Annotated in this window: 20 protein-coding genes; 12 read left to right on the forward strand and 8 right to left on the reverse strand. The window is 71.7% G+C overall.

Going from position 1 to position 23,790, the window contains the following annotated elements; translation table 11 throughout:
- Positions 1-192: 192 nt before the first annotated feature.
- The gene (locus ABT053_RS26200) at positions 193-390 is read right to left on the reverse strand and encodes a hypothetical protein (protein ID WP_350972179.1); all 198 of its coding nucleotides are present in this window, start codon (positions 388-390) and stop codon (positions 193-195) included.
- A 241-nt stretch (positions 391-631) separates the two neighbouring features.
- On the opposite strand from ABT053_RS26200, the gene ABT053_RS26205 reads away from it, so the two are divergent.
- From ABT053_RS26205 to ABT053_RS26215, 3 genes are all read left to right on the forward strand, one after another.
- A complete protein-coding gene (locus ABT053_RS26205) occupies positions 632-2,683 on the forward strand; it encodes an adenylate/guanylate cyclase domain-containing protein (protein ID WP_350972181.1) in 2,052 nt (683 codons plus the stop codon).
- A 93-nt stretch (positions 2,684-2,776) separates the two neighbouring features.
- Entirely contained in the window at positions 2,777-3,409 is a 633-nt protein-coding gene (locus ABT053_RS26210) for a Crp/Fnr family transcriptional regulator (RefSeq protein WP_350972182.1), read from the forward strand.
- A gap of 173 nt (positions 3,410-3,582) precedes the next feature.
- Complete coding sequence (locus ABT053_RS26215; protein ID WP_350972184.1) at positions 3,583-5,076, forward strand: MFS transporter; 1,494 nt, start codon at positions 3,583-3,585, stop codon at positions 5,074-5,076.
- Here ABT053_RS26215 and ABT053_RS26220 read toward each other — a convergent pair.
- Complete coding sequence (locus ABT053_RS26220) at positions 5,062-5,727, reverse strand: TetR/AcrR family transcriptional regulator (RefSeq protein ID WP_350972567.1); 666 nt, start codon at positions 5,725-5,727, stop codon at positions 5,062-5,064. The two genes, ABT053_RS26215 and ABT053_RS26220, sit on opposite strands and share 15 nt — an antisense overlap.
- An 82-nt stretch (positions 5,728-5,809) precedes the next feature.
- Between ABT053_RS26220 and ABT053_RS26225 the strand changes: the two genes are divergently transcribed.
- Positions 5,810-7,246: an MFS transporter gene (locus ABT053_RS26225; RefSeq protein ID WP_350972186.1), complete on the forward strand. Its 1,437-nt coding sequence runs from the start codon at positions 5,810-5,812 to the stop codon at positions 7,244-7,246.
- Between the two features lie 150 nt (positions 7,247-7,396).
- Here the strand turns inward: ABT053_RS26225 and ABT053_RS26230 are convergent, their stop codons facing one another.
- On the reverse strand, positions 7,397-9,490 hold the full coding sequence (locus tag ABT053_RS26230; protein WP_350972569.1) for a PhoX family protein: 2,094 nt from the start codon (positions 9,488-9,490) through the stop codon (positions 7,397-7,399).
- 427 nt (positions 9,491-9,917) lie between these two features.
- Between ABT053_RS26230 and ABT053_RS26235 the strand changes: the two genes are divergently transcribed.
- On the forward strand, positions 9,918-10,373 hold the full coding sequence (locus ABT053_RS26235; protein WP_350972188.1) for a sterol carrier family protein: 456 nt from the start codon (positions 9,918-9,920) through the stop codon (positions 10,371-10,373).
- 96 nt (positions 10,374-10,469) lie between these two features.
- Here the strand turns inward: ABT053_RS26235 and ABT053_RS26240 are convergent, their stop codons facing one another.
- Entirely contained in the window at positions 10,470-12,293 is a 1,824-nt protein-coding gene (locus ABT053_RS26240) for a hypothetical protein (RefSeq protein ID WP_350972189.1), read from the reverse strand.
- A gap of 160 nt (positions 12,294-12,453) precedes the next feature.
- Between ABT053_RS26240 and purF the strand changes: the two genes are divergently transcribed.
- Together purF and purM are read left to right on the forward strand one after the other, a co-directional pair.
- On the forward strand, positions 12,454-13,899 hold the full coding sequence (purF, locus tag ABT053_RS26245; protein ID WP_350972191.1) for an amidophosphoribosyltransferase: 1,446 nt from the start codon (positions 12,454-12,456) through the stop codon (positions 13,897-13,899).
- A gap of 28 nt (positions 13,900-13,927) precedes the next feature.
- A complete protein-coding gene (purM, locus tag ABT053_RS26250; protein WP_350972192.1) occupies positions 13,928-14,953 on the forward strand; it encodes a phosphoribosylformylglycinamidine cyclo-ligase in 1,026 nt (341 codons plus the stop codon).
- Between the two features lie 382 nt (positions 14,954-15,335).
- Here the strand turns inward: purM and ABT053_RS26255 are convergent, their stop codons facing one another.
- Positions 15,336-15,569, reverse strand: coding sequence for a DUF3073 domain-containing protein (locus ABT053_RS26255; protein ID WP_344747622.1), 234 nt, complete (start codon positions 15,567-15,569; stop codon positions 15,336-15,338).
- A 149-nt stretch (positions 15,570-15,718) separates the two neighbouring features.
- Positions 15,719-16,822, reverse strand: a complete 1,104-nt coding sequence (locus ABT053_RS26260; protein WP_350972194.1) for a Leu/Phe/Val dehydrogenase — start codon at positions 16,820-16,822, stop codon at positions 15,719-15,721.
- 179 nt (positions 16,823-17,001) lie between these two features.
- On the opposite strand from ABT053_RS26260, the gene ABT053_RS26265 reads away from it, so the two are divergent.
- Together ABT053_RS26265 and bldC are read left to right on the forward strand one after the other, a co-directional pair.
- Positions 17,002-17,859, forward strand: a complete 858-nt coding sequence (locus ABT053_RS26265; RefSeq protein WP_350972197.1) for a DUF8083 family protein — start codon at positions 17,002-17,004, stop codon at positions 17,857-17,859.
- Between the two features lie 318 nt (positions 17,860-18,177).
- A complete protein-coding gene (gene bldC / locus ABT053_RS26270) occupies positions 18,178-18,381 on the forward strand; it encodes a developmental transcriptional regulator BldC (protein WP_013133571.1) in 204 nt (67 codons plus the stop codon).
- 396 nt (positions 18,382-18,777) lie between these two features.
- Here bldC and ABT053_RS26275 read toward each other — a convergent pair whose 3' ends face one another.
- Positions 18,778-19,503: a TetR/AcrR family transcriptional regulator gene (locus ABT053_RS26275; RefSeq protein WP_350972199.1), complete on the reverse strand. Its 726-nt coding sequence runs from the start codon at positions 19,501-19,503 to the stop codon at positions 18,778-18,780.
- Positions 19,504-19,746: 243 nt separating this feature from the next.
- Here ABT053_RS26275 and ABT053_RS26280 point away from each other — a divergent pair, with 243 nt between their 5' ends.
- The 3 genes from ABT053_RS26280 to ABT053_RS26290 all read left to right on the forward strand — a co-directional run bounded on the left by ABT053_RS26280 (position 19,747) and on the right by ABT053_RS26290 (position 22,097).
- Entirely contained in the window at positions 19,747-20,727 is a 981-nt protein-coding gene (locus ABT053_RS26280) for a LacI family DNA-binding transcriptional regulator (protein WP_350972201.1), read from the forward strand.
- Positions 20,728-20,854: 127 nt separating this feature from the next.
- Positions 20,855-21,103, forward strand: a complete 249-nt coding sequence (locus tag ABT053_RS26285) for a hypothetical protein (protein ID WP_350972203.1) — start codon at positions 20,855-20,857, stop codon at positions 21,101-21,103.
- Positions 21,104-21,164: 61 nt separating this feature from the next.
- Positions 21,165-22,097, forward strand: coding sequence for an N-acetylmuramoyl-L-alanine amidase (locus tag ABT053_RS26290; protein ID WP_350972205.1), 933 nt, complete (start codon positions 21,165-21,167; stop codon positions 22,095-22,097).
- 38 nt (positions 22,098-22,135) lie between these two features.
- Here ABT053_RS26290 and ABT053_RS26295 read toward each other — a convergent pair whose 3' ends face one another.
- Positions 22,136-23,674: a N,N-dimethylformamidase beta subunit family domain-containing protein gene (locus ABT053_RS26295; RefSeq protein ID WP_350972207.1), complete on the reverse strand. Its 1,539-nt coding sequence runs from the start codon at positions 23,672-23,674 to the stop codon at positions 22,136-22,138.
- Positions 23,675-23,790 lie beyond the last annotated feature (116 nt).

Here is a 23,790-nt window from a genome sequence, read left to right on the forward strand (position 1 = left end):
TTCGCGCGCCCCCCCCCCCCCGGGCGGGGGGGGCGTTCTTTTTGGGGCCCCCCCCCCCCCCCCACATCTGCGGGGGGGGGGCCGGGCCCGTCTATATGGATCACACGGTCGGCGCCGGGGGACGGCGCGGCGAGGACGGTGGGCCCCCGCCGCGTCGCCCGCCCGTCGCGTTCCCGCGAAAGGGTCGAACGATCAGGCGGCCGCGCGGATCACGCGCGCGACGCCCCGGGTCCCGCTGTTTCCTCCCCCGCCACCGGTCCCGGCGGCCTGACCGGCCGGGGCGGTGGTGGCACCGGTGTCGGCGTCACCGCTCGCGGTGGACGACGTTTTGGCAGGCGTGCCGACGGTCACTGCGGCGAGCGTGCGTCCGCCCGGCAACGTGGTGGCCACTGGGCTTCCTCTCTGCGACACCAGAGCCTGGTGTGATGGGAGTGGTACGCGTAGTACACGTTTCAACCGTTCCAGCGGTTGGCACCTGAAACATCACACTTCGGTGTCGGAAGCCAGCGGTTAACTCGCCTGCCGGCACCCGCCCCGTACGGGATAATCGGACCGTTCGGGGGAACCCGCCCGCTGGGCGTGGACGAACAAGACAGGGAACCGAGAAGGTTCTCCAGACGCGGAGGCCACCGTGCCGACCATCAACCCGACAGACCCGGTCACCGAGGACCGGGCTGGACGGGAACCGTACTTACCACCGGCGACCCAGCCGATCCGCACCGTGGTGTGGGTGCTGCATCTGGCGATGCCGCTGCTCGGCCTCTGGCTCCTGCTGGCCGAACCCGACCTGAACCTCATCTGGCATGACAATCCCAGCCACTTCTGGCTGATCATCACCATCGCCGGGATCAACCTGGTCCTGGGCCTCATGGTCGGCGAGGCGTCGGCCCGCCGGGCGGACGCCCGCCTGCTGCTGGTCTCGCTGGTCTTCATGAGCGGCGCGGGCTCGTTCCTGGTGCACGGGCTGACCACGCCGGGGGTCATCCTGGGCGGCGACGCGACCTACGGCTTCGATCTCTCACACCCGGTCGGGCTCCTGCTGGCCTCGGTGTTCGCGTTCGCGTCGGCCCTGCCCCTGGGCGAGCGGGCGGCCGGGATCGTGCTGAGGAACCAGATGTGGCTGCGCGCCGGCCTCGCGGCCCTGATCGTCCTGTGGGGGGTGGCCTGCCTGGTGCCCGGCCTGACCCCGCTCAGCGAGCTCCCTCCCAAGGAGACGGGCCTGGGCGGCGTGGAGTGGGTCGGGGTGGCCCTGTTCGCGGCGGCGTCGGCGATGATGTTCCAGCTGCACCGCAGGCGCCCGGCGGTCGTGCTGATCAGCCTGGTCACCGCGTACGCGCTGCTCGCCGAGGCGCTGATCGCGGGGCTGTCCCACCGCAACTGGCACCTGTCGTGGTGGCTGTGGCACGTGCTGCTGACCACCGCGTTCGTCTTCGTCGCCTACAGCGCCTACCTGCAGTTCCGGCGCGAGGGCACGAGCGCGGGGCTGTTCGACTCGGTGGCGCTGTCGGCGACGGTCCGCAGGATCAGGGCCGACTACGAGGCCGCCCTGGAGGAGCTCGTCGGCCACCTGCGGCGCAGGGAGGAGAGCAGGGTCCCGATCGCGAACAGGCTGGCGGGCAAGTTCGGGCTCACCGACGCGCAGGTGGCGGTGCTCGACCGGGCGGGCGAGGCGCTCGCCAACGAGCGGGAGCTGAGCGACCGGCTCGCGGCGCTCGCCGACATCGGCAGGCAGGCCCGCGTGGGCCTGCCGGAGAAGGAGATGCTGGCCCAGGGCCTCGACCGCGTGCGGCAGGCGTACGGGGACGTCCGGATCAAGCTCGTCGACAACGGCCGGGTCACCGTGAACTCCAGGGAGTACGGCCAGCACGACTTCCCCGAGGACCGGCCGATCCGCCTGGAGGGCAAGCTCCTGCACCCGCTGACGGTGAAGGGCAGGCTCGCCGGGGCGCTGGAGGTGCCGATCGGCAGGACCCCGCAGGACGAGGCGCTCGCCGCCACGCTGGCCGGGCAGATGTCCATCTCCCTGGAGAACGCCCGGCTCTACAGCGAGCTGGAGACCCTCTTCCGGCAGTACATGTCGCCGGACGTCGCCCAGTCGCTGCTCGCCGACCCGCAGACCGCCGCGCTCGGCGGCGAGCTGGTGGAGCTGACCGCGCTCTTCGCCGACCTGAAGGGCTTCACGAGCTTCTCCGAGCGGGTGGCGCCCGGCGAGATCGTCGAGATGCTGAACCGCTACCACACCGCGGCCGTGCCCATCGTGCTCGGCAACGGCGGCACGATCGTGCAGTTCGTGGGCGACGCGCTGCTCGCGCTGTTCAACGCCCCCGCCAGGCAGGAGGACCACGCCCTCGCCGCGGTGCGGGCGGGCCTGGCGATGCAGGAGGCGGCCGAGGAGATCGCGGCGGGAATGCCCGGATACCCTCGCTTCAGGATCGGCATCAACACCGGTGAGGCGCTCGTCGGAAACATCGGCAGCCCGGAGCTGCGCGGGTTCAACGCGATGGGCGACTGCGTCAACGTGGCCGCCCGGCTGGAGGGGATCGCGGATCCCGGCAGCGTCGTGATCGGCCAGACCACCCTCGACCTGATCGGCCCCCAGGCCAAGACCCAGTCCCTGGGCTGGCTCAACCTCAAGGGTAGGGAACAACCCGTCCATGCCTACGTGCTGTCTGGACTCTCGTAAAAGTACCTTTCGCCGCGGGAGCCGTACGAACACAATCGAGATCGCCAGGAGGTGGTTATGACTTCTTCCCCCGAACCGGGCGAATTCATTACATTGCTCACGGAAGACGAGGTAAAGGCCCTGTACGCCGCCGGGCGGCCCCGGCGCTGGGACAGGGGCGCGACGATGTTCACCGAGGGTGACGTGAGCGACTGGGTGCTCGTCCTCACCTCCGGCCGCGTCAAGGTGTCCTCGCACACCGCGGCCGGCACCGAGGTGGTCCTCGCGGTGCGGGGGCCGGGGGCGCTGCTCGGCGAGTTCGCGGCGATCGACGGGCTGCCCAGGTCCGCGACGGTCACCGCCCTCGAACCGGTGGAAGGGATCACGGTCCGCGACTTCTCCTCGTACCTGCAGGCCAATGGGAGAGTCGCCGTACTGCTGATGCAGATGGTGACCGGCAAGATGCGCGACTCCGACCGCAAGCGCATCGAGTACGGCGCGTTCGACACCACGGGCCGCGTGGCCACCCGGCTGGTCGAGCTGGCCGAGCGGTACGGCGAGCCGGACAACGGCGGGGTGCGGGTGGCGCTGCCCCTCTCCCAGGACGAGCTGGCCGGCTGGACCGGGGCCTCCCGCGAGGCGGTCAGCAAGGCGCTGCGCTCCCTGCGCGATCGCGGGCTGATCGAGACGGGCCGGCGCCGCGTGATCATCCACGACATGGAGGGCCTGCGCAAACGGGCCCGCTGAGGGCGCGCCGCACAACCGGCTGCCGTACGGCCGCGCGGTGTGACCGCACCGGGTGACCGGCTGTGCGGAGACCGGAGGAAGGGCGTGCCTCCCGTGAGGGCACGCCCTCGGGACGCGCTTCGGGGAAAGTGCTGAACCGCGGTTGGCGTACAACGTAGGTCAGACTGAGAGCCATGGTCGCAATCCCCCAAGACCTGCCCGGATCCCCCGAATACCTGTCAAAACTCCGCTACGCGTGGCGGGTCTGCTCGGTCACCAGCCTCGGCCTGGTCATGATCGGCATCTCCGGCAGCACCCTGAACGTGGCGCTTCCCACCGTGGTCAGGCACTTCCACGCGGACGCGTTCTCCGCGGGCTGGGTCCTGCTCGCCTTCCTGCTCGTCAACACCGCGACGCTGGTGTTCTTCGGCCGGGTGGCCGACCTGCTCGGCCGCCGGGAGATCTATCTGGCGGGGTTCGTCCTGTTCACCGTCGGGTCGTTGCTGGCCGGGCTCTCGCCGGGCATCTGGTTCCTGATCGCGATGCGCGCGGTGCAGGCGGTCGGCGCCGCGATGATCCTCGCCAACGGGACCGTGATCATCACCGACGCCTTCCCTCCCGACCGGCTCAGCCAGGGCATGGGCGTCTACATCGGCACCCTCTCGGTCGCCCAGCTCACCGGTCCCACGCTGGGCGGTCTCATCGCCGAGACGGCCGGCTGGCAGTGGATCTTCTGGATGAACGTGCCCGCGGGGTTGATCGCCCTCACCTGGGGCGCGTTCACGCTGCGCCGCGTCTCGCGGGGAGCGCGCAAGCCGGTGGACGCGCTCGGCAACCTGATCGTGTTCGCCGCCCTCTCCGCCGCGCTGATCGCGCTGTCCGAGGCGGGCTCGCGCGGCCTGTCGAGCCCCGTGGTGATCGTCGGCGCGGCGATCGCGGCGGTGCTGGTGCCGGTGCTGGTCGTGGTGGAGCGCCGAGCCTCGCACCCCGTACTCGACCTGCGGCTGTTCGGCGAGCGCACGCTGGCCTTCGCCAACGTCGCCTCCTTCTGCAGCGCGCTGGCGCGCTCCGCGCTGATCCTGCTGGTCGCCCTCTACTTCCAGGCCGCCAGGGGCGTCGACGCCGTCACCGCGGCCCTGGGCGTGCTCCCGGTCCCGATCGGCATGGCCCTCGCCTCCCCCGTCGCGGGCGCCCTCGGCCGCCGCGTCAGGCCGTACGCGCTGTCGGTGGGCGGCGCCCTGATGAGCGCGACCGGGCTGGGCGTCCTGCTGCTGACCACCGACCCCGTCACGCCGTACTGGATCATCGCGGCGGGCCTGTTCCTGTGCGGCTGCGGCAGCGGCACCTTCATGACCGGCAACACGACCCAGGTCATGTCCGCCCTGCCCGCCGGGAGCCTGGGCGTGGTGAACGGCTTCCGGCTCATGATCATGAACGTCGGGATCGTGCTGAGCGTCGCCCTCACGCTCAGCGTCCTGACCGGCTCGGTCAGCGCCGAGCTGCGCGGGCAGGTGTACGCGGGCACGCTGTCACGCGTCTCCCCCGTCGCCGTCGAGCACCTGATGACCGGCTTCCAACGGACCTACGCCGTCCTGTTCGCCGTCGCGCTCACCGGCGCCCTGACGGCCGCCCTCGCCCGTCCCCGCCGCTCCGGGCGCTCCGGTCACGCGGGGTCAGCGCCCTTCTGAGCGGGCGGAGAGCGTCTCGATCCCGGCCATGAGGAGGTCGACGCCGAAGACGTCGTAGAGGTCGGGGGCACCGCCCTCGGACAGGGGCACGGCCATCTCCACGATGTGCGGGTAGACGTCCGGCGGCAGCGACTGGAGCCTGAGCCGCTTGAGGCGCGTCCGCTCGGCCGCCTCCTGCTCGGAGAGACCGACGGGGCAGTGCTTCCTCGGGCCCGCCGCCAGCGCGATCGCGCCGCTGAGCAGGTACTGGGAGATCATGCAGCTCTCGTCACCGGAGAAGCCGCCGCGCTTGGCGAGGCCGAGGGCCGTGTCCCAGACCTCCAGGTAGGCGGGCACCTCGATGTGGTCCACCGCGCCCAGCACGTCCGTCGCGCACGGGTGGCGCCGCAGCACCCTGACCAGGCCCGCGACGAGCTCGCGGAGCCCCTCCTGCCACGGGCCCGTGTAACCCCCCTCGATCACGAAGCCCTCGATCAGGTGGCCCGCCATGCCGGCGGTCAGCTGCTCCTTGTTCTTGAAGTGCCAGTAGAGCGCCATCGGGGTGACGCCCAGCTCCTGGGCGAGCCTCCGGATGGTCACCGCCGCCAGCCCCTCGGCGTCGCCGATCTCCAGCGCCTGCTCGACGACCGCCTCGCGGGTCAGTTTCCCCATCACGCTTGACAACTATACGCCGTACGGGTTCCACTGTGCACCGTACATGTACGTCGTATAAGTACAACGTAGAGGACGGGGAATGACGGACACCCGCAGGTGGTGGGCGCTGGGAGCGATCTCGCTGGCCACCTTCATGACATATCTCGACAACAACGTGGTGAACGTGGCGCTGCCCACGATCCAGCGGGACCTCGGGCTGAGCATTTCCGGGCTGGAATGGATCGTGAGCGGCTACATCCTGGTGTTCGCCGGGCTGATGCTCGTCGGCGGGCGCCTGGCCGACGTCTTCGGGCGGCGGCGCGTCTTCCTGATCGGCCTGGTCGTGTTCACCGCGGCGTCGTTCGCGGCCGGGATGGCCACCGACGGCGGCGTGCTGATCGCCACCCGGGCGGTGCAGGGCGTGGGGGCGGCGTTCCTCACCCCGACGGCGCTGGCCCTGCTCACCTCGATCTTCCCCGACGCCAGGGAACGCGCGACGGCGGTCGGCCTGTGGAGCGCGGTCGGCGCGCTCGCCCTCGCCCTCGGCCCGCTGACCGGGGGGTTGATCAGCGAGCGCTGGCACTGGGGCTGGATCTACCTGATCAACGTGCCGATCGGGATCGCGACGCTCGGCCTCGGACTGTGGGCGATCAGGACGGCCCCCCAGGAGAAAGTACGGCGCGGCCTGGACGTCCCGGGCCTGGTGACGTCGAGCCTGACGCTGTTCGCGCTGACGTACGCGCTCATCGAGGGCGCGGGGGCCGGATGGACCTCCCCGGAGATCCTGGGCGCCTTCGGGATCGCGGCCCTGTCGGCGCTCGCCTTCGTCACGATCGAGCGCCGGAGCCGGGAGCCGATGATCGACCTGTCGCTGTTCCGGTCGCGGGTGTTCAGCGGGGGCACGCTGTCGATGGGCCTGTGGTCCTTCGGGGTGTTCGGCATCTACTTCTTCACCGCGCTGTACCTGCAGAACGCCCTCGGCTTCTCGCCGATCGAGGCCGGGTCGGCGTTCGTGCCGATGGCCCTGGTGATGGCCGTCAGCGCCGCCCTCGCCCCGAGGCTGGACCGGGCCCTGGGCACCGCGCGGACCGTGGCGGCCGGGCTCCTGCTGATGGCCGTGTCGGTGTTCGGGATCTCGTTCGTCGGGGAGGGCGGGTCGTTCGGCGACCTGCTGCCGTGGTTCCTGGTCTACGGGGTGGGCGGCGGCATGCTGGTGCCGCTCACCACGGCGATCGTCGGCGCGCTCCCCGCGGGCAGGACGGGGGTCGCCTCGGGCGTGCTGAACGTCTCGCGTGAGGTCTTCGGCCTGCTCGGCATCACGGTCCTGGGGGCGATCCTCGGCGCGCGGCAGTCCTCGCTCCTGGCGGAGGGCGCCGGGCAGCTGACCGCCTTCCTGGACGCGTACCGGTACACGCTGGTCGTCGCCGCGGCCATCGTGCTGGTGGGCGTGCCGGTGAGCCTGCTGTCACTGCGGGCCTCCCGGGCCGCAGGGCCGCCGGTGGTCACCGAGGAGCGTCCCGCCGTACCGGTGGGCTAGGGCCCCGGACGCGGAACGGCACCGGCCCGCGCCCCGTGAGCGGGACGCGGGCCGGTGCCGGGAGCGGGGGCGGGGGCGGGGGCGGGCCGGTGTCCGGTTATCTGGACACCGGCTCCGTGGCCGGCTCGCGGACGCGAGCCGGCCGCCGGGTCAGGAGCCGATCTTGCCGCCCTTGGCGTGCCAGGCGACCACCACGGACGGGCGGGGCTGGGAGGTCCCGCCGTCGGGCCAGTGGCTCGTGGGTGCCTCGGGGGTGGCGCCGGTGGTCTCACCGGGGTGCTGCACGGCCACGAAGACGCTGCGCTGGTCCGCGCTGACCAGCGGGCCGCAGGTCTCCGCGCCGACCGGCATGCTCAGGAACTGCTTCAGGTAGCCGCGCTCGGGACCGCGCACCGGCATGGCGAACAGGCCGTCGTGGGCGCCGAGCTGGCTGCCGTCGGTGGAGATCCAGAGGTTGCCGTCGGCGTCGAAGGCGACGTTGTCCGGGCAGGAGATCGCCGAGACCTTCGTCTTGTCGAACCCGGCGAAGTAGGTCGCCGGGTCGTCCGGGTCGCCGCAGACCAGGGGCAGGGACCAGGCGAAGGTCGTGGCCCCGGCGTCGTTGCGCCGCTCGACGATCTCCAGGACGTGGCCGTGCTTGTTGGCCGGACGCGGGTTGGCCTCGTCCACCTGGGCCGGGGTCCGGTTGGTGTTGTTGGTCAGGGCCACGTAGACGCCGCCGGTGACGGGGTTGCGCTCCACGTCCTCGGGACGGTCCATCTTGGTCGCCCCGACCTTGTCGGCCGCAATACGGGTGTAGACGAGCACCTCGGCGGCCGTCATCCCGGGAACGTGCGAGACCTTGCCGGTGACCAGCGGGATCCACTCGCCCGAGCCGTCGAACTGCCCGTCGGCGGGGAGCTTGCCGGTGCCGTCGATCTCGGTGGCCGGGCTGTCGCCGGTGAACTTCGCCACGAACAGCGTGCCGTCGTCCAGCAGGGTCCGGTTGTGCCGGTCGAAGCCCCGGATGTAGCGCTGCCGGGAGACGAACTTGTAGACGTACTCGAACCGGGAGTCGTCGCCCATGTAGGCCACCACCCGGCCGTCGGCGGCGAGGGAGGTGGTGGCGCCCTCGTGGGCCATCCTGCCCAGGGCGGTGCGCTTGATCGGGGTGGAGTCGGGGTCGAACGGGTCGATCTCCACGATCCAGCCGGTGCGGTTGACCTCGTTCGGGTGCTTGGCCAGGTCGAAACGCTCGTCGACCCGGTCGAACCTGCGGTTGCCGCTCGGCACGCCCGCCGTGATGTTCACGGCGTACCGGGCGAGGTACGGCTTCTGCGCCTCGGGCACGGCGGTGCCGTTGACGAAGTACTGGTTGAAGTTCTCCTCGCCGCTGAGCACCGTGCCCCACGGCGTGGTGCCGCCCGCGCAGTTGTTCAGCATGCCGATCGGCGTGGTGCCCCTGGGGTCGGCGGCGGTCTTCAGCAGCGCGCTGCCGGCCGCCGGGCCGGTGAACTTCATGGGGGTGTGCACGGTGATACGACGGTTGTAGCGGCGGGAACCCCGGGTGACCAGCTTCCACTGGCCGGTGCGGCCCACCCGCTCGATCTCGACCACCGAGCCGCCGTGCGCGGCCAGCGCGATCTTGATCTGCTCCTCCGTCGCGGCGGTGCCGTCCGTGTAACCGCGGAACATCAGGTTCTCGTCGGTGTACTCGTGGTTGACCCAGAGCAGGCCCCGGTTCTGCCCCATCGGGAAGAGGGTGACGTAGTCGCAGTTGTAGCCGAACTGCTTCGCCTGCGCGGCGGCCGTCTGGTTCTCGAAGTCGAAGGCGGGGGCGCCGGGCAGCACCGGGTCGCCCCAGCGCACCACGGCCGCCGACAGGTAGCCGGAGGGGACCGTCACCTTGTCGTCGGTGTTCGGCGCGATGGCGGTGAAGCGGAGGCCGCTCTTCTGCCCGTGGCCGTTCCCGTGACCGTTCCCGTGACCGTGGCCGCCGGAGGTCTTCGCGTCGACGTCCGGGTCGGCGAGGGCGGGGAGCGCCGTACCGATCCCGACTCCGGCGACGATGGCGCCCAGGGCGCCTGCGCGCAGCATGCCGCGACGGGTCATCGCCTCGGCGACCACGTCGCCGAAGTAGGTGTTGTCGCTGGTGTTCGTCACATCGTGGGCGCACTGGTCACCGCAGCGGAACCGGCAGGTGAGCGCGCTGCGTCCACCCTTGTGAGGGCTCGTGAGCAGGGGGAGCAGTCGGCGCGGCGACATGTTCGCCACAGGGTCCTCCAAAAAGGGGCGAGGTCTTCCAGGCCGGACGCTACGCGGACCGGAAGACCTCAAGGTGAACGACGTTTGCCCAGCTGGTGAACCGTTTACCGGAATGGGCCACTCTGACGGGAGTCGTGCCGTCCCCGATCAGGGTTCCGAGGGACATCGGGAAGATCGTGGAAGGCACCACCCCCGGGAACGCTGGCGCTGTCCCCTGACGCGGCTCCGGCGGCGTCGAGACGGGCACTCCTGGGACGCGGTTCCAGCGGCGCGGGGACGACACTGTCCCCGGACACGACTTCGGTGGGCGGGTCAGAACCGGCACAGTCTTGGGACGCGACTCCGGCGTCAGGGAGAGCACCGTCCCGGAGCACGGTTCAGCGGCGCGGGGACGGCGCCGTCCCCGGATGCGGCTCCGGCGGGCATGATGGGTCGCGTGCCACCTCACAAGCCCGACGCGACCAAGGTCCGCGCCGCCCTCGACACCCAGCTGAGCGCTCTCGACGAGCCGCCCTACGACGGACCCGGAGGGCTCGCGGCGCTGCTGGGCGCCTGCGTGAGCGTGGTGCTGCGCGCCTTCGAGCGGGGGGTCCGCCCGGAACGGGAGATCACTCGCTTCGCCGTACGGCACCTGCTGGACGAGCTGGCGACGGCCGCGCCCGGCCGGACCGTCGAGGTGCGGGTCCCGCCCTACGCGGCGGTGCAGTGCGTCGAGGGCCCCCGCCACACCCGCGGCACCCCGCCCAACGTGGTGGAGACCGACGCGCGCACCTGGCTGGAGCTCGCCACCGGCGCCCTGACCTGGTCCGAGGCGACGGCCGCCGGGAAGATCGCGGCGAGCGGGGCCCGCGCCGACCTGTCCGGCCACCTTCCTCTCCGATGACCGTCGGCAGCCGCCCCGGGCGGGCCGTGAGCTCCGCCCTCCGTCAGGAGGCCGGCAGCCGGACCGCTCCGGGGGCCGGTACCTGGACCGCCTCTGTCACGGGGTCGGCACCTGGACGCCGAACCTGTCCTCGATGCAGCGCCGCTGCAGCTCGGGGGGCAGGTTGACGCAGTCGCCGACCTTGCTGTAGATCCAGCTCAGGAAGACCGCGGCGACCACCAGGGTGAGAAGGCTTAGCGCGATCCCCACCCAGGCCCGGCCCGGCCTGGACTTCTTGGCGAGCGCGACGATGCCGACGATCAGCCCGACGATCGCCACCAGCACGCCGAGGCCGCAGATGACGAGCGTCACGATCGCGACGATCCCGAGCACGAGCGCGGCGGTGCCCAGCCCTCCGCCGGGCCTGCGTCCCTCGTCCGGGTACGCCGGGTAGGGCGCGGCGGGCGGATAACCGCCCGGAGGGGCCGGGTACGGCGTGCCGCCCTGGTACTGCTGGGAGGGACCGGCCGCGGGTGACGGCTGCACGCCGGGACCGCCGTACGGCTGCCCGGCCTGCTGCGCCTCCCCGTACGTGGGCCGTTCCCCGTAGCCCTGCTGAGCGGTGTGCCGTGGCTGGTCCGGCCGGGACTCTCCCGGGGTGCCCGGAGCCGGTGGCCGGTCCGCCTGGAAACCACCGGCTGCCCCGGCCAGTCCTGCGGCCCCGGCCAGCCCGGCGGCCCCGGTGGCTCCCGCGGCTCCGGCCAGCCCGGCCGCTCCTGCGGGCTCGGTGGACCCGGTGGACCCGGTGGACCCGGTGGGCCGCTGCGAGGCCGCCGGTTCCTCGGCGGACGACGGCTGCTCGTATCGCGAGGGCGGGGTGGGGGCGGCCGGTGTCCCGGGATGGTCCGTCCCGGGACCGCCGGACCCTCCGGGGGTCTCCGAGGCGCTCTCCCAGCCGGGGTAGGCGGACGGCGTGGTACCCGGCACCGTGTGTGACGGCCCTTCGGCCGCTCCATCGCGAGTCCCTTCGGCCGCTCGCTCGCGGGTCCCCTCGGGTGCCCCCTCACGGGTTCCCTCGGCCGCTCCCTGGCGGGTCCCCTCGGGCGCTCCCTCACGAGTTCCCTCGGGCGCTCCCCCGGTCCTCTCCCCGGGTGTCGCCTCGGTCCTCTCGCCAGGCACCCCCTCGAACGGCGAGCCGCCCGATGACCCCTGCGCCCGCCCCCCGGCCGACCCCTCGTACCCGGGATAGCCCGAGTACTCCGGGTACTCCGGGTACTCCGGCGCGGTGTGCCGGCCGCCCGCCTGGTCGGGCGGGGGCACCTCCGGCGCGGACGGTGTGTCCGGATGCGGCGGAACCCGTGGTTCGGCGGGAATCGTGGACGGCGGCCAGGCCGAGGGGTCGTCGGGATCGGGCACGGGTGTCTCGGGATCCGGCTCCTTCCACGGCTCCGGGGTCGACGGCGTGGAAGGCGGCTGCGGCGTCGAGGGCGGCTGTGACATCGAGGACGTCGAGGGTGTCGAGGACGCCGAGGGCGTCGACGCTCCCGACCCCCACACGGCGCTCTCCCCGGACTCCCGGCCCACCGGCTCGGCCCGGCCGGGGATCTCCGTCCACCCCGTCGGCCCAGCCCCGCCGGAAGACTCGCCGGAACCGGGGAGCCCGGCGCCGCCGGAGGACCCCGTACCGCCGGACGGGTCGGTCCACCCGGTGGGCTCGCCCGCCGGGGTGGGGGGCTGCCGCCACGTGGGAGGTTCGTTCGAGGGCGGGACGGGCCAGGCGGCCGTTTCCGGGACGGCGGGCTCGTGCTCGCCGGGGACTGCCGCCTCCTCGGACTCGGAGGTGCCCTTCGGCTCCTCCGAGCCGGACCCTTCCTCGTCGGAGCGCCTGTCCCGCGGCACTCGTCGCGGGTCGGGCTGGTTCGGGTCCACAGGTGTTGTCACGTCTCTTCTCCCGACGCTCGGGCATGCCGGATATCTCACACTCCCCTGTCAGCCATCGGCGAAACAGGCTGACACGGCAAAACACCGATGATCGTTCGGTCAGGGTGCGACATGCCACGGAACGGACCCGGGGTGCGAGCAGGGAAGAAGCCGACCTAGAATGAAGCATGTGCTGAAGGGCGACGGCCATCTGAGCCATGACCTTGACCCCCGCGACCGGCCTCCGAAGGACGCATGTGGCGTCTTCGGGGTGTGGGCCCCCGGGGAGGAAGTCTCCAAACTCACCTACTACGGGCTGTACGCGCTACAGCACCGCGGCCAGGAGTCCGCGGGCATCGCGGTCAGCGAGGGCAGCAGGATCCTCGTCTACAAGGACATGGGCCTGGTGGCCCAGGTCTTCGACGAGTCCGTGCTCGGGACCCTCCGCGGCCACCTGGCGATCGGCCACTGCCGCTACTCGACGACCGGGTCGAGCGTCTGGGAGAACGCGCAGCCGACGCTCAGCTCCACCGAGTCCGGCGGGCTCGCGCTCGCCCACAACGGCAACCTGATCAACACCCCGGAGCTGTCCAAGCGCCTGGCCCCCGGGGCCACCCGGGCCACCACCGACACCGAGGTGCTGACCACGCTGCTGGCCCAGGACCGCGGCCAGCCCATCGACGACGCCGCCGCCGAGCTGCTCCCGCAGGTCAGGGGCGCCTACTCGCTCGTCTTCATGGACGAGAAGACCCTCTACGCGGCCCGCGACCCGCAGGGCGTCCGCCCGCTGGTCCTGGGACGCCTGGAGCGCGGCTGGGTGGTCGCCTCGGAGACCGCGGCGCTGGACATCGTGGGCGCCACGTTCGTCCGCGAGATCGAGCCGGGCGAGCTGATCACCATCGACGAGCGCGGCGTGCGCTCGCGCAGGTTCGCGCTCGCCGAGCCCAAGGGCTGCCTGTTCGAGTACGTCTACCTGGCCCGCCCCGACACCACGATCGCCGGGCGCGGCGTGCAGACCACGCGCGTCGAGGTCGGCCGCGTGCTGGCCCGCGAGCACCCCGTCGAGGCCGACCTGGTCATCCCGACCCCCGAGTCGGGCACCCCCGCCGCCGTCGGCTACGCCGAGGAGAGCGGGATCCCCTACGGTCAAGGTCTCGTCAAGAATTCCTACGTGGGCCGGACCTTCATCCAGCCGTCCCAGACGATCCGCCAGCTGGGCATCCGGCTGAAGCTCAACCCGCTGAAGGAGGTCGTCGCGGGCAAGCGCCTGGTGGTCGTGGACGACTCGATCGTGCGGGGCAACACCCAGCGGGCGATCGTCAAGATGCTGCGCGAGGCGGGCGCCAGGGAGGTCCACGTCCGGATCTCCTCCCCGCCGGTCAGCTGGCCGTGCTTCTACGGCATCGACTTCGCCACCCGGGCCGAGCTGATCGCCGGTTCGCTCAGCGTGGAGGAGATCCGCGCCTCGCTCGGCGCCGACTCGCTCGGCTACATCTCGCTGGAGGGCCTGACCGCGGCCACCACGATCCCCGCCGACCGGCTCTGCCGTGCCTGCTTCGACGGCGACTACCCGATCCCGATCGACCAGGACAACGTGGGCAAATACGTGCTGGAGGCCAAGCGTTGAGCGGGCCCGACGCGCGGAGAGAGGCTTCATGACCAGCTACGCGGCCGCCGGAGTGGACATCGACGCGGGCGAGCGCGCCGTCGAGCTGATGAAGTCGAAGGTCGCGCGGGCGCGCAGGCCCGAGGTCGTCGACGACGCCAGCGGCTTCGCCGGCCTCTTCGACGCCTCGGCCCTGCTGTCGTACCGCCGGCCGCTGCTCACCACGTCGACCGACGGCGTCGGCACCAAGGTCATGCTGGCCCAGCGGCTCGACAAGCACGACACGATCGGGATCGACCTGGTCGGCATGGTCGTCGACGACCTGGTGGTCTGCGGCGCCGAGCCGCTGTTCATGACCGACTACATCGCCTGCGGCAAGGTGGTCCCCGAGCGGATCGCCGAGATCGTGGGCGGCGTCGCCGAGGGCTGCCGCCTCGCGGGCTGCGCCCTCATCGGCGGGGAGACCGCCGAGCACCCCGGGGCGATGGACGCCGGCGAGTACGACCTCGCGGGCGCCGCCACCGGGGTGGTGGAGGCCGACAGGATGCTCGGCCGCGACCGGGTCAGGGCGGGCGACGTGGTCCTCGCGCTGGCCTCCTCGGGCGTGCACTCCAACGGTTACTCGCTGGTCAGGCACATCATCGACCGGGCGGGGCTCTCCCTGGAGGCCGAGCTGCCCGAGCTGGGGCGGACGCTGGGCGAGGAGCTGCTGGAGCCGACCAGGATCTACTCCCTCGACTGCCTGGAGCTGGCCCGCGCGGTCGACGTCCACGCGTACGCCCACATCACCGGCGGCGGCCTGGCGGGCAACCTGTCCCGCTCGCTGCCTCCCGGCCTGGACGCGCTGCTCGACCGCTCGTCGTGGACCCCGCCCGCCGTCTTCGAGGTGCTCGCGGGACACGGCGGGGTGGCCCAGGCCGACATGGACCGGACGTTCAACCTCGGGGTGGGCATGGCCGCGGTCGTCCCCGCCGAGGCCGTGGACCCGGCCCTGGCGCTGCTCGGGGAGCGCGGCCTTCCCGCATGGGTGCTCGGCGAGGTCGTCGAGGGCTCGGGCCAGGCACGTTTCCGCTGATCCGCGCGCCTTCCCGCCGGAGGCGACCCCGCGGTCCCGCTTCTCCCGGCCGGTGTCACCGGCCGGGAGGGCAGGCGCCGGAGCGGGTCGTCGGCCGGGCGGAAGCGCCGGACGAAAGCATGGAAGCACCGTGAAAGCGCTCTTGGTCACCGGGAAGCACTCTTGATCGTCGGCGGCCACCGGGAAGTGCTCTTGATCACCGGCGGCCACCGGGAAGCGCTCCTGATCGCAGGCCGGGCGGAAGCACCGGATCCGCGGCGGGTACGGCGAAAAGCGCTCCGGACCACCGGAGCGCCGCATATCGTCGACTCGTAGCGAGAAGAACACCCGGTGGCCTGTGCATCACCACCGGGTGTCCTGCTCACGTCAACCTGAAATCCGCCTAGCGGCGGCCGGATGTCCCGTCGTCGCGGTCATCTCCGGAGCCGAAGTCATCGGCGTAATCGGCGTACCGATCCGCCAGCTCGTCGTAGGCGTCGTTGGAGTCGTCATTGTGGTTGGAGTCGTCTCTGACTCCGAGCTCGTCGCGCAGACGCTCAAGATCAGTGCCACCGCTGTTGTACTTCAGCTGGCGAGCAACCTTGACCTGCTTGGCCTTTGCTCGGCCGCGCCCCATTGGCTCGACCCCCTCGTGTGGGGTCGTGCCCGACCCCTCGTCGCTAACGCACCACGCACTGACGCCACCTGACTTAGGCGTCAGCTCTCGTTCGCCTACAACCGTACCCGTTTTACGCCCGGCTCGGTACGTCGTATGGGCGTGTGGGGCTAGTGGCCCAGCCAAATGCCCCTAATTCGCCCGACTTCCGACATTCTGCGCTCAGCCAGCCTATCGGCTGCGACCGCCGGAGGGACGCCATCCTCCGCCGCACTGGAGAAGATCTTGAGAGTCGTGTCGAAGATCTGGATGGCCTTTGCCTGGGCCCGCTCCATGTTGAATCCCCTGATCTCGTCCGCGACCTGGATCACGCCGCCGGAGTTGACCACGTAGTCGGGCGCGTAGAGGATCCCCCGGTCGGCGAGCTGCTTCTCCACGCCGGGGTGGCCCAGCTGGTTGTTGGCCCCGCCGCAGACGATCGTGGCGCGCAGGCGGGCCACCGTCTCGTCGTCCAGCGCCCCGCCGAGGGCGCACGGCGCGTAGACGTCGATGTCGGCGGCGGTGAGCTCCAGCCGGTCGGCGACGACCTCGACCCCGGGGTGGACCCGCCGCAGCCGTTCCACGGCCCGCTCGCTCACGTCGCAGACCACGACCTCGGCGCCGTCCTCGATCAGGTGGCCGACCAGGCGGTGGCCGACCTTGCCCACGCCCTCGACCCCGACGCGCCTGCCGCGCAGTGTCGGCGTCCCGTACGCGTGCTCGGCCGCGGCGCGCATGCCCTGGAACACGCCGAGGGCGGTCAGGATCGACGAGTCGCCGGCCCCGCCGTTGGCCAGCGTGCGGCCGGTCACGTAGGAGCACTCGCGGGCCACGATGTCCATGTCCTCGCTGTAGGTGCCCACGTCGCACGCCGTGTAGTAGCGGCCACCGAGCGACTGGACGAACCTGCCGTAGGCGCGCAGCAGCGCCTCGCTCTTGTCCTTCGCCGGGTCGCCGATGATGACGGCCTTGCCGCCACCGAGGTCGAGTCCCGCCAGGGCGTTCTTGTAGGCCATCGCCCGCGAGAGGTTGAGCACGTCGGCCAGCGCGGCCTGCTCGCTCTCGTAGGGATAGAACCTGGTGCCGCCCAGGCCGGGGCCCAGCGCGGTGTTGTGGATGGCGATGATCGCGTGGAGGCCGCTGCGCTCGTCGGAGCAGAAGACGACCTGCTCGTGTCTCGCCTGGCCGGTTGCCGGGCCCGCGTCCTTGTGGGACAGCCCGAAGACGTCGGTCACTGTGGTGACTCCCAGTCGTCCGTTCCCGCCGCACCGTTGCGGCGGAGATCACCCTCAGCGTAACCACATGTCCGTAAAGGCACGACGTGCGAGAACGTCCCATCTCAGTGACCGAGACGACCACCGCGGAAGCCGGTCCGCTACGGACAACGACCGGTCCTTCGTGACACGATGCGGTCGTGCTGCCCTATGCCGCGTACCTCCGCGTCTACGAACCGCTGGTCGCGTTCACCCCGGCGGAGCGCGTCTCGTGGGCCGCCTACGCCGAGGCGGCCGACCGACCGCGCCGAGCGAGCGCCCTGCACGCCGAACACGGCGAGGCGGTGCGGCGCCTCCTGGGGGTGCCACCGGCTCCGGCACCCGCCCAGGAGAGCCCCAACGCCTATCTGAGGCGCGTGGAGGAGGTCCTGTACGTCTGCCCGTGGCAGAGCAGGCTGAGGTCCTGGCTCGCCTTCTCGCGCTTCCGCGGGTCGACCCCGCCCAAGCTGATGGAGCGTTTCGTCCCGCCCGCCGTCGCGGCGCAGACGGCCGACGACTTCGACCGGTTCAAGCGCCGCACCGACTCCGCCGCCCTGCGCACGCACATCCGCGGCTCCACCTGGCACGTTCCGACCTCGTGGTTCGTCCCCTTCGACGGCAACGAGCGCTGGCTGGTCATCGACGGCGACGAGGGCACGGGGGGCACGACCACCACGCGCAACCTGATCTACGTCACGTCCATGGCCCACGCCAGGCGCCGCAGCGCCCGCGCCCTGCAGATCATCAGGAGGCAGGTGGGCGAGGTCTCGGTCACCGCCGAGGTCGAGGACGTGGCGCGCTGGCTGGAGGAGTTCCACCCGCACTCGCTGGTCGAGCTCGACTACGGCGGCATCGTCAACCTCATGGACGACGAGACACTCCAGGCCGACGAATCCGTGGCGGAACTCGCGGCGGCGCTGACAGGTCTGGAAAAAGGCGAGGAAGAACTGGCGTTCGCCATGTACCAGCGCGTCATCCTCCGCTGGCGATCAATACAACTTCTCGAATCGGCAAACTGAGTCGCAAATCAACCCTGCGACCTGCGTAAGTAGGTCCGTCGATGACCGGGGATGCACCTACGAACTGAGTAGTTTGCCGTTTTCACTGCGATACCACGAAACGTGTCGCTAGAATCACCGAGCGTGACAACAACACGTGCACAAGAGAGATGAGTCGCTCAAAGGCTCGCCAATCGCTCTACGTGGCTGTATGGTCACATCGGGTGATGCCGCATATGGCCCAAACAGCCGCACGCAAGGGCCATAGGCGGACATCCGTGACAAGCGTCAAGTCGCAGGATCGCTGTCGCCGGTCCACATGGAGGAGAGGCCGCACAAATGTCAGCTCGTACACCCGAGGCAGAGCCGCTGCTCACCCCGGCGGAGGTCGCAACCATGTTCCGCGTCGATCCCAAGACCGTGACCCGGTGGGCGAAGGCGGGCAAGTTGACGTCCATCCGCACCCTGGGTGGACACCGCCGGTACCGGGAGACTGAGGTTCGCGCGCTGCTGGCGGGGATTCCGCAGCAGCGCTCAGAGTAAGACGGGGGCCGTCACTGACCTAGGGGGATTGGTGCGCGCTCACCCTTTGAGCGTGTAGGCCACACGGGTTTGTGGGGAGCGGCGTCGCCCGCCCGGCGCCGCCCCAGCACATGCCCCGCCCACCGGCACGTGCCGCCCTCCAGGCGCGTGTTCCGAACGGCCGGGCACGTGCTCCCGAACGACTCGGCGGTGGCCCGGGACTTCCCGGCCGCGGGGACCTCCCCGACCGCGGGACGTCTCTCAGCGTGCCGCAGGACCTTTTCCGGCCGTGGAACCCTTCCCGGGCCTGGGATCTTCTCGGGCCGTGGGGCCTTTCCCGCCTGTGGAAACCCTTCTCGGCCGTTCCGCAGGACCTTGCTCAGCCGTGGAGGCCTTCCCCGGCCGGAGGGACCCTCCTCAGCCGTCCGTCCCGGGTCTCTCCTGGTCCGCGGGGCGGCTCGCCTGGCCGTTGACCAGGTTGTCCAGCAACTCGCCGACCTGCGCGTCGTGCTCGGCCGCCACGCCGAGCAGCGCCACCATCTGACCGACCAGCATGCGCTCCAGCGCCGGGCGCTCGATGTCGTGGCGCTCCAGCCAGTCGAGGCCCGCGGTCTCGACGGAGGCGATCCACGAGCGCAGCGTGACGCGGAGCACCGGGCCCGGCTCCTCGACCCGCATCCGCTTCATGATCAGCTTGAGCAGGCGGTGCCTGACCGCGTCGACGACCTCCCCGATCTCGCCGCTGCTGTTGGCCGGGCCGCCCTTGAGCAGCGCGGCGAAGCCCGCCGCGTGCTCCTCGACGAAGTCGAAGTATCGGGTGAGCCCCCCGGCCAGCTCGTCCAGCGGGCGTCCGCCGCTCTGGGGTGCGAGCCTCGCCTCCAGCTGGGCCGCGGCGCTCCTCAGCGCGGCGACGTAGAGCTCCTGCTTGCCGCCGAAGTAGTGGTAGACGAGGGCCCGCGACGCGCCGGCCGCGGAGGCCACGTCGTCGATCGAGACGTATTCGGCGTCGTGCCTGCTGAACAGCTCCAGGGCCGCCGCCATGAGCTCCTCGCGGCGCCGGTCGACGGTGAGCCTGCGCCGCGCCGGGCGCGCGCCCCCCGAGACGGGTTTCGCCCGCTCGGCGGCTCCGGATGTCGACCCCACACCGCGCAGCCTATCGGAGCCGATCCGCGCGGCGACGGGGTCAAGATCGGAGTTCCCTTCCGCGCAAGCCGTACCCCATTCGGAACTCGATCGTTTTGAGTGACAGGTGCCCATCCACCATCGCGGGGGAGAGCCATGTCAGGACCGCCGGTCAACACCACCGTCACCCGAGCCCGCGGGTTCGCCGAACCCGTCATGTCCGACGGGGGCGCCGGGCCACGCCCGAGACCCACGATCCGTAATGTGGCCGAAAGGGCCGGTGTCTCCAAATCACTGGTCTCGCTCGTCCTGCGCGGATCGCCCCACGTCAGCGAGCATCGCCGGCAGGCCGTGCTCCAGGCGGCCAGAGACCTCGGCTACCGGCCCAACGCGGTCGCGCGCAGCCTGGTCGAAGGCCGTACCCACCTGGTCGGGGCGCTCGTCGCCGACCTGCACAACCCGTTCTACGCCGAGTTCCTGGACGGCCTCCAGGAGAGCCTGCACGGCGACGGGCTGAGGCTTCTCATCGGCAACAGCCAGTGGGACCCGGCCTTCGAGGACGAGGCGGTCGAGGCGTTCCTCGAACTGCGCGTCGACGGGCTCGTCCTGCTCGGCATCGCGCCCACCAGCGGGACGCTCATCGAGGCCACCGGCTACACGCCGACCGTGGTGGTGGGCGAGCGCGACATCGACCTCGGCGGCGTGGACATCGTCGTCGACGACGACCAGCTCGGTGCCCGCCTCGCCGTCGACCACCTCGTGGGGCTCGGTCACCGCAGGATCGCCCACATCGAGGCCTCGGGCATCTCCTCCGGGCGTTTCCGGTGCGAGGGCTACCTGGTCGCGATGCGCAGGCACTCACTGGCGCCGTACATCATGGTCGAAGAGGGCGAGTCCAGTGAGGAGGGTGGCGCGCGTGCGGCCCGCAGCCTGCTCACGCGCGATCCCCGCCCCACGGCGATCTTCGCCGCCAACGACCTGGTCGCCATGGGCGTGCTCTCCGCGGCCGCCGAGCTGGGCCTGCGGGTCCCCGAGGACCTGTCCGTGGTGGGGTACGACAACATCCACCGCGCCGGGACCCAGCCGATCTCGCTGACCACCGTGGACCAGCCGCGCCGCGCGATGGGCCGCTCCGCCGCCGCGCTGCTGAACGACCGGATCGGCGACCCCGGCAAGGCCTCGCGCCTGCGCCAGGTCGCGCCGCAGCTGGTCGTACGCAACAGCACGAGCTCCACCGAACGCTAAAGAGCCTGCCTGGAGCGTTACAGCGCGTCCAGGCAGGCTCCATGACCTCCCCAAAACCAGGTCAACATCGCGGACGACGGCGCGCCGCCGGTGTTGACTCTGGTCAAGGCAGACAAGGGGGGTAACAATGCGTGATCCGGAACTGGTGTCGTGCGCCCAGCGGGCCGCCGCCGAGCTCGAACGGGCGTGGGCGCACTGGCGGGCCGCCCGGGGCCGCAACGGCGACGCCGGGGCTGAGTCCGTGGCCAGTTACGTGGCCCACTCGATCGACCACCCCTGGGGACGGCCGCGCGTGGTCCTCGGGCTGGACGCCGAGGACGCCAGGGAGCTCGCCTCGCTCCTGCAGAAGCCGGAGGCCGGCGAGCACGCCTGGTGACGGGCCGGTACATATCGCGACAACGGCTGAGTCACGCCCTCAAGCCACGTAGGTTGGGTGGTTGACGACTTCCTTGGGGGCGATGAGCGTGACCGGTAAAGCACTCGCGACGACCCTTGTCCTGTGCGGGCTCGGCGTCGCCGCCTGCGGCGGGACCGCCGCGGACGCGGACCTCGCGCGGGAGCGCGGGCCCGTCCCTCCCGCGGCGGCCGCGGCCGCCGACAGCACAGCCGCCGGCGGCACGGCTTCCGACGGCGCGGCCGGCGCTCTCACCGGCGCGGCGGCCGACCCCACCGCGACCCCCGCCACCGGGCGGAGCGGCGAGGGCCGCGAGCCGCTCAGCGGCAAGATCGTGGTCATCGACCCCGGCCACAACGGCCAGAACTACCGCCACCCCGCGGAGATCAACAAGAAGGTCAACGTCCTGACCCAGTGGAAGGCCTGCGACACCACGGGCACCGCCACCGCGAACGGCTACAGCGAGGCGGCCTTCACCTGGGACGTCTCCCAGCGCCTGGCCAAGATCCTCAGGAGCCGCGGCGCGACGGTGAAGCTCACCCGCGACGGCAACTCCGGCGTCGGGCCGTGCATCACCCAGCGGGCCGCGATCGGCAACAGGGCGAAGGCGGACGCGGCGATCTCGGTCCACGCCGACGGGTCGAGCACCGCCAACCACGGCTTCCACGTGATCATGCCGGAGAAGATCGGCGGCCCGGTCGACCCGGTGGTCGCGGCCTCCAGGAAGCTCGGCCTGGACGTGCGGAACGCCTTCAGGCGCGGCACCGGCCTGTCGTACTCCACCTACATCGGCAGGAACGCCCTCGACTACCGGAACGACCTCGGCGGCCTGAACCTCTCCACGGTTCCCAAGATCTTCATCGAGTCGGGGAACATGAAGAACCCCGCCGAGGCGGCGAAGTTCCAGCAGCCCGCGTTCCGGCAGAGGATCGCGCTCTCCCTGGCGAACGGGCTGCAGCAGTACCTCGGGCGGTAGGACCCCGGCGGTAACGTACCGGGCCGTGACAACGCGTGTCAGCGGCCCGGGGGGCCGGCCAGGCCCAGGGGGCGGAGGTTGTCGCGGGCCGGGTGGCGGCGCGCGGCCGGGCCCTCGGCGAAGGCCCGCAGGATGTTCCCCGTCGCCCTGCGGACGAAGGCCCCGGCCCGCGCCGTGACGCCGTGGCCGCAGCGGGCGCCCCGCATGGCGCACACCCAGCGCATCGTGCCCGAGCTGAACACGGCGGCGCCGCTCGGCACGGTGTAGTAGGCGCTGTGCGCGACCGTGGCGCGTCCCCCGCAGTCCACCGGGGACACCGACAGGACCTCCATCGGGCGCGGCACGTCCGCGCCGACCCTGTCGGTCTCCACGCCCACCATCCCGGGGAAGGTGGTGCCGCGCCGCACCCCGGTCCCCTCGAAGATCCAGTTCTTCGGACGTCTCACCACGTAGGCCGACTCGGAGGGGAAGCAGTCGTACATCGGGCCGGTCAGCGAGCTCTCCGGCCTGCCGGCGGCGCGCCACAGGATCGTCCCCGGGTCCTCGGCCGCGTCCTTGTGGCAGACGACCAGGCGGCGCGGGCCCAGGGGCGTCGCGGCGAACCTGACCCGCCAGTAGACGGCGTTGGCGCCCAGGAAGGCGAGGTTGGTGCCGCGGTCCCTGGCGGCCTCGACGGTGCGGCGCATGCCCGCCGACCAGTACTCGTCGTGCCCCAGCGACACCAGTCCCCTCGCCCCGTCGAGAATGCGCGGGTCGCGGTCCAGATCAAGGCTCGTGACGTAGGCGAGCGGTACGCCTTGGCGCTCGGCGAGCTCGATGGCGTCGCGTTCCATGTCCATGAAGAGCCGCGCCCCAGAGGCGTCGTACGGGCGGTCGAAGCTGACCGCCCGGGACCTGCCCTCGAAGCCGCCGGGGCCCTCGTAGAGGCTGCGCCCGCCCCAGCCGTTGTAGGCCTGCCAGGTGGTGACCGCGTTGACGACGACCAGGCGCCCCCTGGTGGAGGCGGACCTGACGGTGAGGGGGACGAAGCGCCGTCCCCCGGTGGCGGCGTCCAGCCTGATCAGGTAGGAGCCCTCGGGCCAGCCGGAGGTGTCCACCTTGGGGCCGGGCCTCCAGTGGGCGGCGGTCACCGTCCCGGTGGCGGCGATCGTCCTGGGCGGCGCCTGCCTCCTGCCGGGCAGCCCGGCCTCCCGCCAGACCTGCCTGGCCCCCGCCCCGCCGTACCAGCCCATCCGGAAGGCCCTGGCGGTGTAGCGGCCGGCGGTGGTCGAGACGTACAGCCGGAAACGCTCTCCGGGCAGCACGCTCACCCGGTCGGCGAAGCCCTCGATCTCGTGCTCGGCGCCGCGCCCGCGCAGCCGCCAGCGGTGGTCGCCCTCCCTGGCGTTCTCCGCCGCGGTGGCGCCGGCCCCCTCGGCGCTCCGCGCCGGGGAGGAGGGCGCCGTGGCAGTGGGCGAGGGCGGGGCGACGGGGTCCTCGACGGTGGCCGAACAGCCGGCGGCCAGCACGATCGCCACCGGTATCGCCACCAGGACCGTCAGCGGTGTGCGGGCCGGGTGCCTGGACGCTTGGAACATGAGCAGCAGCATGTCCGGGCGAGGGGCCTCCTCAGGCCCTCCCGCGCGGTACTTGGGCGGTTCTTGGCCTCATGTCCGGGGTCGCCAGGGTAAAGGGCGGATTTCTCTGGTGATTT

This window comes from Streptosporangium sp. NPDC002524 (assembly GCF_040295985.1).
Taxonomy (GTDB): Bacteria; Actinomycetota; Actinomycetes; order Streptosporangiales; family Streptosporangiaceae; genus Streptosporangium.